Consider the following 9,504-nt stretch of genomic DNA (forward strand, 5'->3'; position numbering starts at 1 on the left):
CTGATGCCGAACCCGCTTCAAATCCGGCCGCGTCGGCGGCTCCACCTCACAAACCACCTCAAATCCCGGCACCCCCAAACCCTACTAAGTCCCCGCGGTCGGCCGGATGTATCCAGGTTCGTTCGCGGCGCGCCAGCTCCGGTTTCCGGAACTCGGTGGGGTACTTACGCTCAGGAGATGGGGCGCTCTCAGGTACTGGCCGGCGCGGTGGTTGGTGCTTTGGTGATGGTGTTCGCCAATGTGGCGTTCTCTTGGTTTGCGACTGGGCCGGGCCATGAAGAGTGGACTGATTCTGCGATCTTCATGAGTCCTGTTGCGGCCGTGTTCGGTGCGATCGTGGGAGCGCTCGGCGCGCTCGCGATCCGGATCACCCGGCCGGCCAGTCGACGTCGCGACACCCACCACCAACGCGAGAAGCGTAAGTACCGCCTCCGCTAGAGCTCACCGCATTTCAGAGAAGTGCGAGGAGTTCTGACGTCGGGCGGACGTCACCGAAGGTTCGGTAGATGGTGTGGAGAGTGGCGTTGAGGTCCTGGTCACGGCGGGCCGCATTCGCGTCGGCGACCATGATGACCCGGTAGTCGAGGGTGCTCGCGTCGCGGGCTGAGGACTCACAGCACACGTTGGCGACGGTGCCGGTGATCAGGACCGTGTCGATGCCGCGCTCGGAAAGCAGCCCGTGCAGGTCGCAGCGTTCAGGGAAGAACGCACTCGTCGCGGTCTTCTCCACGAGCAGATCCGCGTCATGGATCTCGAACTCGTGCCAGACCCGTTCACGCACCGGACCGCTCCCACCGGACTCGCTGAACAGCTTGGCCACCTCAGCTCCCAGGAACTCGACCGTCACCGCAGTCGGCTCGCTGAATCCCGGCACGACCCAGGCGACAGTCCCGCCGGCAGACCGTAGTACGTCGGCGAGCCGAGCGATGTTCGGCACGATGCCCTGCTGATAGCCGCCAACGCTGACGAAGAACGGCACCATGTCGACGACGACCAACGCGGTCCGCGACGGTTCCAGACGCTCGTACGCATGCCGCCGACCGCGACGACTCTCCTGTCGCGCATACTCCCGGGGCTCGATGTGCCAGTCGTGTAGTGCAGGCGGCTCAGTCATGCGCGGAACCTTGCCACGCAGCACCGACAAGTCAGAGGCGGGAGCGGAGGAACGCCTGCTCGGCTTCGTTGGACGTGAGCTCGAGGGCAGCCTCGTAGGCCAAGCGGGCTTCGTCGGAGCGGTTGAGGCGAGTGAGAACGTCCGCTCGGATCGCGTGGAAGAGGTAATACGAGCTCAGGTCGAGGTCGTCGATGAGGGCCAGTGCAGCGGCCGGCCCTTCGACCTCGGCGACGGCTACAGCGCGGTTGAGGGCGACGATCGGGGTCGGGGTCAGCGTGAGCAGATGGTTGTAGAGCTGGAGGATCTGCGACCAGTCCGTGTCGGCCGCAGTAGCGGCATCGGAGTGGACGGCGTTGATGGCGGCCTGCAGTTGATACGGACCAGGCTGGTTGCGGCGCAGGCAGCGGCGCACGAGCTCCTGGCCCTCGGCGATCAGTTCGCGGTCCCAGCGTTCACGATCCTGGTCGGCCAGCAGAACCATGGAGCCGTCCGGCCCCACCCGCGCCGCGCGGCGGGATTGCTGGAGGAGCATCAGCGCGAGCAGACCAACGGCCTCGGGTTCGTCAGGCATCAGGTCGACCAGCACGCGGCCGAGCCGGATCGCCTCCGCGGACAGTTCGTCGCGGACGAGAGTCTCGCCGGACGAAGCGGCGTACCCCTCGTTGAAGATCAGGTAGACGACGGCGAGTACGCCGCGGACGCGCTCGGGCAGGTCGGCCTCGTACGGGACGCGGTACGGGATGCCGGCCGCGCGGATCTTCGCCTTCGCGCGGACCAGCCGCTGCGCCATCGTCGACTCCGGCACCAGGAACGCATGGGCGATCTCGGCCGTGGTGAGCCCGCCGAGCATCCGCAGCGTCAACGCGACCCGCACGTTCAGCGCGAGCGCCGGGTGGCAGCAGGTGAAGATCAGCCGGAGGCGGTCGTCGTGCACAACGCCCTCCTCCACCGGTTCGTCCTGCGCATGCAGCAACGCCGCCTGCGCATGCTTGTCCTCGCGCACCGACTCGCGCCGCAGCCGATCGATCGCCCGGTTCCGCGCCGTCGTGATGATCCACCCCGCCGGACCAGGCGGTACGCCGCTCTCGGCCCACTTCTCGAGCGCCGCCGCAAACGCATCCTGTACGGCGTCCTCCGCGATCCCCAGATCCCCGAACACCCGGGCGAGCACCGCAACCGCCCGCCCATGCTCAGCCCGGAACACACCCGCAATCCGCTGAGGAGTCGCAGGCACCTGCACAGCGTCAGCGTCAGCCTGCAAAGGGCCGCACCTCGATCGACAACGGACTCAACACCCGAGCCAACCGCCGCGCCCACCCCAGCGCCGCATCCAGATCCTCGACCTCAATCACGGTGAACCCGCCCAGGTGCTCTTTCCCCTCGGTGAACGGCCCATCCGTCACGAGTACGTCGTCACCGGACACCTTCAGCACAGTCGCAGTGTCCGGCGGATGCAACCCCGCCGCAAACACCCAAACCCCAGCCGCCTGCATCTCCTCGTTCAACTCACCCAGCTCCCGCAGGATCGGCTCCAGAACCTCCGGCGCCGGCGGCGGCCCATCGGGCTGATAGATGCTGAGCAGGTACTGGTTCATCTCGGCCTCCTCGAAAGTTGCTGTCACCCCTACACGAACAGGCTCAGCCCGGATCGACAGGCAACGACACTCACGTCAGGCGTTGTTGAGACGGTCCATCACATCGGCGTCCAGGTTGAGGTTCACCGCATCGAGGGCTTCGTCCAGTTGGGTCAGCGAGGAGGCTCCGAAGAGGGGGATGACCGGTGAGTTGTGGTGGAGCATCCAGGCCAGGACTACCTGGTTGGGGGTGGCGCCGAGTTCGTTGGCTACCTGGCGAAGTACCTCGAAGCGTGCGTACGCCGTCGGATGGGCGTAACCGCGCTGCGCAGGGAAGGGGCGGTCGAGGTGGGCGTACGAGCCGGCCAGGAGGGACGCATAAGCGACCAGGGTGACGTCTGGGTGCTCGGCTAGGTAGTCGAAGTGCTCCACACCTGCGTGCGGGAAGTGGGGAGTGCCGAGGCGTTCGACTCCGGTCTGCGCGAGCGGGCTGGGCCAGAGGTAGGTGTAGTGCTGCTGGATGACCGAGTACGGTTCCACGCCTTGGCCCGCGGCCAGTTGACGCGCGCGGTCCAGCCGCCAGCTGGTGGTGTTGCTGCAGCCGACCAGATCGACAACGCCGTCGGCAGCGAGTCGGCCGAACGCGCCTACGGTGTCCTCCAGCGGGGTCGATCGGTTGTCGATGTGTGCGTAGTACAGATCGATGCGGTCGGTGCCCAGCCGCTCGAGACTGCCCTTGATTGCGGAGTCGATGACTGACGCGCTGAGCCCTTCCCAGTGCTTGTCGTCCGGGTCGCCGGGCACGGTCGTCCGGGCGCCGCACTTCGTGGCGATGACGAGCTGGTCGCGGTTGCCGCGCGAATGCATCCAGCGGCCCAGCAGCTCCTCGCTCTCGCCACCATGGCCGGTCCACTGGTTGTAGTTGTTGGACGTGTCGATGAACGTCCCGCCGGCTTCGACGAACCGGTCGAGGATCGCGATCGCAGTGTCGGGATCCGTCGAGCTGCCGAAGTTCATGGCGCCGAGGCACAAGGCGCTGACGGACCGGCGATTGCCAAGGGTTCGGTAGATCATCTACCTGAGACTGCCTTCTAGAGCGCGCTCGATGTCAAGGGAGACGCGGATTTCCAGCCCGCCGGTTGGGCGCGGCGTCGCGACGACTGTGCCGCCGTGCGCCTCGGCGACCGAGCGGACGATGGACAGACCCAGGCCGGAGCCCTTGCCCGCGACCAGGCGTTCGGCGCCCAGGCGGTAGAAGGGTTTGAAGAGCGATTCCACCTCGTACGGCGGGATGTCCGGACCGGTGTTGGTCACGACGAGCTCCACCTGGTCGCCCACGGTCTTGCTCACCACGCGCACCCAGCGCTCATCCGATTCGGTCTGCGCAGGGAGGTTGTGCCGGATCCCGTTCTCCACCAGGTTGTGGACGAGCCGTTCGAGCAGGAGGGCGTCGCCGCGGGTCGGGGCGTCGCCCGGGCCGTGGATCAGTTCGACGCCCGCGGCCGCGGCTTCGGCGGAGAGTTGGCCCGCCACGTGAGTGACGATGTCGCCGAGGTTGACCGGGTAGACCGTGGTGAGCTGCTTCTCGGAGTCGGCGAGGATCAGCAGCCCGTCGATCAGTTGCTCGTGCCGCGCGTTGATCGTCAGCAGGCTCTCGCCGAGTTCCTTCACATCTGCGGACGCCGTACGCCGGTGCATCGCGACCTCGACCAGGGCGCGGCCGACGGTGAGCGGCGTACGCAACTCGTGGGAGGCGTTGGCGACGAACCGCCGCTGCCCGTCGAACGAATGGTCCAGCCGCTCGACCATGGTGTCGAAGGCGTCGGCCAGGTCCTTCACCTCGTCGTCCGGCCCGCGCAGCGCGATCCGTTCGTGCAGCCCGTGTCCGGCCGCGGGTGCGGCGGCGATCCGGCGGGCGGTGTCGGTGACGCGGTGCAGCGGCGTCAGGACTCGGCCAGCGACCAGCCAGCCGAGACCAGCGGCCAGCGCGCCGACCACGACCAGGGCGATGCTGCCCTGGGTGAGCAGCGACTCGATCGCGGCCTGCCTGACCTCCTCGCGCTGCGCCTTGATGACGCTTTCGGCGTCCGCGCCGGTGAGTACGTCGCCCTCCTTGTTCAGCACGAACAGTTGGTCGGGCCGCGGCGGCACGGCGGAGGACGTGGCAGCCGGTGGTCTGAGGTAGGTGCCCTGGATCAGCACCCGGTACTGCCCGGCGAAGTTCTGGCTGAACAGCACGTACGTCACCCCGAGCAGCAGCACACCGGCGACCAGGAACAGGCCGCCGTACAGCAGCGTCAGGCGTCCCCGCAGGCTCAGTCGCCTCAGGGGATGCGGTAGCCGACGCCGGTGACGGTCTCCACCAGTCCCGGCTCCCCCAGCTTCCGGCGCAGCTTGAGGATGGTCAGCCGAACCGCTCCGGTGAACGGATCCACGTGCTCGTCCCATGCCTTCTCCAGCAGTTGTTCGGCGGACACGGTCGCACCGTCCGCACGGAGGAGTTCCGCGAGTACGGCGAACTCCTTCTTCGACAGCGGCACGTACCGGCCGTCCCGGAACACCTCGTGCCTGGCCGGGTCCAGAGTCGCTCCCGCGCGCCGCAGTACCGGCGGATCGGCCGGCCGGCTCCGTCGCCCCAGCGCCAGCACCCGTGCTGCCAGTTCAGTGAAGGCGAACGGCTTGGTCAGATAGTCGTCCGCGCCCAATCCAAGCCCCTCCACTCGATCTGTGACGGCGGCCGCGGCGGTCAGCATCAGCACCCGCGTGGCCGACCCGGACTCCACGAGTTGCCGGCACACGTCGTCCCCGTGGACGACGGGAATGTCGCGGTCCAGCACCAGTACGTCGTACTCGTTCACGGACAACCGTTCGAGCGCGGCACCGCCGTCTCCGGTCACGTCGACGGCATGCGAGTCGTCGCGCAGCCACTCCGCGATGGCTGCCGCCAGCAACGGTTCGTCCTCGACCACCAGCACCCGCACACATCCCATGATCCCCGACGCCGGTGTTTCTCCCGTGTTAGCGACTGCGGAAACCCTCCGGAAACGGCGCAGGGCGAAGGCTGACGGCCTGAAACCTAGCGAAGGAGACGAGACGTGATGCGCAAGCCCACTCTGGCCGCGGCGATGCTCGCGGCCGCCGTACTGCTGCTGACCGGCTGCGGTGCGGACGACCCGGAGGTCCAGGTCGCGTCCGGCACCGGCGGCCAGCCGCAGGCGACAGCCCCGAGCAGCGCGCCGGCGAGCCTCAGCCGGGACGAGATGGCGGTCAAGTTCACCCAGTGCCTGCGGGAGCAGGGGCTGGATGTTCCCGACCCGGAGCCCGGCAAGGGACCGATGCTCAAGTTCGACAAGAACTCCGGCGTCACCAGGGAGAAGGTGGACGCGGCCATGGAGGCCTGCCGGCAGTACAACCCCCAGGGCGAGAGCGGTCCGAACCCGCAGCAGGAGGAGAACGGACGCAAGTTCGCCGAGTGCATGCGGAAGAACGGTGTGGAGAAGTTCCCGGACCCCAAGCCCGGTCAGCGCGGCGTCATGATCGGCCCGGGCGTCGGCGACGACCCCGACTTCAAGAAGGCGCAGGAGACCTGCCAGAGCATCCTGGCAGGCAAGTGATGCGCCCAGCACTGACCGCTGTGATCGTTCTCGCCGCCGGTGGCGCTGCGAGCGCGTTCCTGGTGAACCGCGGCGACACCAGCCAGGCCGCGGACCACGCCACCGTCGCATTGCCGGTCAACACGGCCAAGGTCACCCAGCAGACTCTCAAGGACACCGAGACCGCCGACGGCGAGTTGGGCTTCGGTACGACGTCCACGGCGGTCAACCGGACCGCGGGGACCATCACCGGACTGCCTGACAGCGGACAGGAGCTCAGCCGCGGGCAGACCGTCTACAGCCTCGACAACAAACCCACCACACTTCTGTACGGCGCTTTGCCGGCGTACAGAAAGCTCGCCGACGGGAGTGAGGGGCCGGACGTCCTGCAGCTCGAGCAGAACCTCAGTGCGATGGGCTACACGGGCTTCACTGTCGACGACGAGTACACCGACGCCACCGCCGAGGCGGTGGAGGACTGGCAGGAAGACCGCGGCCTGGATGAGACCGGCCTGGTCGAGCTGGGCAGTGTCCTGTTCGCGCCCAGCCGGATCCGGGTCGACAGCGTGCAGGCCCAGGAAGGTGCGCCGATCGGCCCGAACCAGACCGTGCTCACCTACACCGGCACGACAAAGGCTGTCACGGTCCAGCTGGACGCATCGGACCAGCGGTTGGCGAAGTCGGACGCGAAGGTGTCCGTCACCTTGCCGGACGGCGCGACCGTGCCGGGCAAGGTGCAGAAGGTGTCGACCGTGATCATCCCGGCCGACGGCGCGGACAAGGATCCGGAGACCAAGATCGAGGTGATCGTTGCCATCGACAACCAGAAGGCGGTGGTCGCCTGGTCGCTCGCGGCCGTCGACGTGATCTTCACCGCCTCGGAACGGAAGAACGTACTGACCGTTCCGGTGTCCGCCCTGGTCGCGCTCCGCGAAGGCGGCTTCGGAGTGGAAGTTACCGACGGTAAGTCGTCGAACTATCTGCCGGTAAGAACGGGCCTGTTCGCCGGCGGCCAGGTCGAGATCAGCGGTACGGGCATCAAGGCCGGCACCGTGGTGGGGATCCCGAAGTGATCGAGCTGACCGAAGTCACCAAGGTGTACGCGGGCGGCGTCGCGGCGCTCGGCGGGGTCAGCCTGCGGATCGACCGCGGCGAGCTCGTCGCGATCGTCGGCCCGTCCGGATCCGGCAAGTCGACCATGCTGAACGTGCTCGGCACCCTGGACCGACCGACCACCGGCACGGTCCGGATCGACCGGTACGACGTCGCCCGGCTCCCCGACACGGGGCTGTCGGCGCTGCGCGCGACCCGGATCGGTTTCGTCTTCCAGCAGTTCCACCTGGCGTCCGGCGTACGGGCACTCGACAACGTCGCGGACGGACTCCTGTACTCCGGACTGCGGCCGGCGCAACGCCGCAAGCGAGCCGCGGCCGCGTTGGAGCGGGTTGGTCTCGGGCACCGGATGGATCACCGGCCGCATGAGCTGTCCGGTGGTGAGCGGCAACGGGTCGCCGTGGCGCGAGCGGTCGCCGGCGAACCCGCCGTACTGCTGGCTGATGAGCCGACCGGCGCGCTGGACTCCGCGTCGGGCGCCGGCGTCATGCAGCTCCTGCGGGATCTCCATGCCGGCGGTACGACGGTCGTGATCATCACGCATGACCGGGACATCGCCGCGTCGCTGCCCCGGCAGGTCCGGATGCGCGACGGTCGCATCATCGAGGAGGTACTGGCATGAGCGACGTACTGAAACCTGCCAGGTTGTGGCCGCGGGATGTGGTCAGGGTCGGCGCGGTCGGGCTGCGGACCCGTCCACTACGTGCCTTCCTGTCCGCGCTGGGCATCGGGATCGGGATCGCCGCGATGGTCGCTGTGGTTGGCATCTCGTCGTCCTCCCGGGCCGAGCTCGACGGCCAACTCGATGCCCTGGGCACCAATCTGCTGACCGTCGCGCCCGGCGTCCGGCTGACCGGAGAGGAGGCGCAACTGCCGCTCACCGCCGAAGCGATGGTCGGCCGGATCGCACCGGTCCGGGCGGAGTCTGCGGTCGGCAAGGTCGACGACGCCTCCGTCTACCGCAGCAACAAGATCCCGGTCGTCGAGACGAACGGCATCGTCACGTACGCCGCCCGTACCAATCTGCTCGAGACGATCGGGGCGACCGTACGCAGTGGCAAGTGGATCGACGCGGCGACCGGGAAGTACCCGGCCACCGTGCTCGGCTCGACGGCCGCGGATCGGCTCGGCATCACCCGCGCCGGCCCGGACGCCCAGGTGCTGATCGGGAACAAATGGTTCACCGTGCTCGGCATCCTCGAGCCGGCCGCGCTGGCTCCAGAGCTGGACAGTGCGGCTCTGATGGGCTGGCCGGCCGCGGACACCACGCTGTCTTTCGACGGGCACCCGACCACGATCTACACCCGTTCGGACGACGCCCAGGTGGAGGCGGTCCGATCGGTGCTCGGGGCAACAGCCAACCCGGAGTCACCGAATGAGGTCGAGGTCTCCCGGCCCTCCGACGCGCTCGCCGCGAAACAGGCCGCGGGCCAGGCGTTCACCGGGCTGCTCCTCGGCCTCGGCGCGGTCGCGCTGCTGGTCGGCGGCGTCGGCGTCGCGAACATCATGGTGATCTCGGTGCTCGAACGCCGGGCCGAGATCGGCCTGCGCCGCTCACTCGGGGCCACCCGGGGTCAGATCCGGACCCAGTTCCTGACCGAGTCGTTGCTCCTGTCCGCACTCGGCGGAGTCGGCGGGGCGTTACTCGGATCAGCGGTCACCACCGCCTACGCGTCGTACCAGAACTGGCTGACTGTCATCCCCGTCTGGGCCTTGGTCGGCGGTGTCGCGGCCACCCTGGTCATCGGCGCCCTGGCCGGCCTCTACCCCGCGATCCGCGCCTCCCGGCTCTCCCCCACCGAAGCCCTCGCGACGCCCTAGCTGCCCGGAGGTCTGCCGATCCGCACCTCCCGGCTCTCCCCACCGAGGCCCTCGCGACGCCCTAGCCGTCCGGAGGCCCGCCGATCCGCACCTCGCGGCTCTCCCCACCGAGCCCTCGCGACGCCCTAGCTGTCCGGAGGCCTGCCGATCCGCACCTCGCGGCTCTCCCCACCGAGGCCCTCGCGACGGACTAGACGGTATGAAGTGACCGCTCGGGGTTGCTGGGTGGTTGCGGGCCGGGGCCTCACTCGCACAGATTCGTGGGTTGCCGAGTAGGGGCTGCCTGCTC

Annotated in this window: 11 protein-coding genes; 5 read left to right on the forward strand and 6 right to left on the reverse strand. The window is 68.4% G+C overall.

Translation table 11 applies throughout. From position 1 onward, the window contains the following. The first annotated feature begins 177 nt into the window (after window positions 1–177). Window positions 178–438: a hypothetical protein gene (locus E0H73_RS26705; RefSeq protein WP_131361238.1), complete on the forward strand. Its 261-nt coding sequence runs from the start codon at window positions 178–180 to the stop codon at window positions 436–438. A gap of 13 nt (window positions 439–451) precedes the next feature. Here the strand turns inward: E0H73_RS26705 and E0H73_RS26710 are convergent, their stop codons facing one another. The 6 genes from E0H73_RS26710 to E0H73_RS26735 form a co-directional block, all read right to left on the reverse strand. Continuing rightward, window positions 452–1,114, reverse strand: coding sequence for a cysteine hydrolase family protein (locus E0H73_RS26710; protein ID WP_131361240.1), 663 nt, complete (start codon window positions 1,112–1,114; stop codon window positions 452–454). Between the two features lie 31 nt (window positions 1,115–1,145). Continuing rightward, window positions 1,146–2,354 (reverse strand): RNA polymerase sigma factor, encoded by a 1,209-nt coding sequence (locus E0H73_RS26715; protein ID WP_202867578.1) that lies wholly within the window; start codon window positions 2,352–2,354, stop codon window positions 1,146–1,148. 10 nt (window positions 2,355–2,364) lie between these two features. Further along, window positions 2,365–2,709, reverse strand: coding sequence for a YciI family protein (locus E0H73_RS26720; protein ID WP_131361244.1), 345 nt, complete (start codon window positions 2,707–2,709; stop codon window positions 2,365–2,367). A gap of 75 nt (window positions 2,710–2,784) precedes the next feature. Continuing rightward, complete coding sequence (locus E0H73_RS26725) at window positions 2,785–3,762, reverse strand: aldo/keto reductase (protein WP_131361246.1); 978 nt, start codon at window positions 3,760–3,762, stop codon at window positions 2,785–2,787. Then, window positions 3,763–4,950 (reverse strand): sensor histidine kinase, encoded by a 1,188-nt coding sequence (locus E0H73_RS26730; RefSeq protein ID WP_238164267.1) that lies wholly within the window; start codon window positions 4,948–4,950, stop codon window positions 3,763–3,765. Window positions 4,951–5,012: 62 nt separating this feature from the next. After that, window positions 5,013–5,669 (reverse strand): response regulator transcription factor, encoded by a 657-nt coding sequence (locus tag E0H73_RS26735; protein WP_131361248.1) that lies wholly within the window; start codon window positions 5,667–5,669, stop codon window positions 5,013–5,015. Window positions 5,670–5,786: 117 nt separating this feature from the next. On the opposite strand from E0H73_RS26735, the gene E0H73_RS26740 reads away from it, so the two are divergent. Genes E0H73_RS26740 through E0H73_RS26755 form a run of 4 tightly spaced genes read left to right on the forward strand, consistent with a single transcriptional unit; the run spans window position 5,787 to window position 9,215 of the window. Beyond that, the gene (locus E0H73_RS26740) at window positions 5,787–6,302 is read left to right on the forward strand and encodes a hypothetical protein (RefSeq protein WP_131361250.1); all 516 of its coding nucleotides are present in this window, start codon (window positions 5,787–5,789) and stop codon (window positions 6,300–6,302) included. After that, window positions 6,302–7,354: a peptidoglycan-binding protein gene (locus tag E0H73_RS26745; protein ID WP_131361253.1), complete on the forward strand. Its 1,053-nt coding sequence runs from the start codon at window positions 6,302–6,304 to the stop codon at window positions 7,352–7,354. The genes E0H73_RS26740 and E0H73_RS26745 overlap by 1 nt, the downstream gene beginning before the upstream one ends. Further along, window positions 7,351–8,016, forward strand: coding sequence for an ABC transporter ATP-binding protein (locus E0H73_RS26750; RefSeq protein WP_131361255.1), 666 nt, complete (start codon window positions 7,351–7,353; stop codon window positions 8,014–8,016). Before E0H73_RS26745 ends, E0H73_RS26750 begins: the two co-directional genes overlap by 4 nt. Beyond that, entirely contained in the window at window positions 8,013–9,215 is a 1,203-nt protein-coding gene (locus E0H73_RS26755; RefSeq protein ID WP_131361256.1) for an ABC transporter permease, read from the forward strand. The genes E0H73_RS26750 and E0H73_RS26755 overlap by 4 nt, the downstream gene beginning before the upstream one ends. The last annotated feature ends 289 nt before the right edge of the window (window positions 9,216–9,504 follow it).

Source organism: Kribbella pittospori, from assembly GCF_004331465.1.
Classification (GTDB): Bacteria; Actinomycetota; Actinomycetes; order Propionibacteriales; family Kribbellaceae; genus Kribbella; species Kribbella pittospori.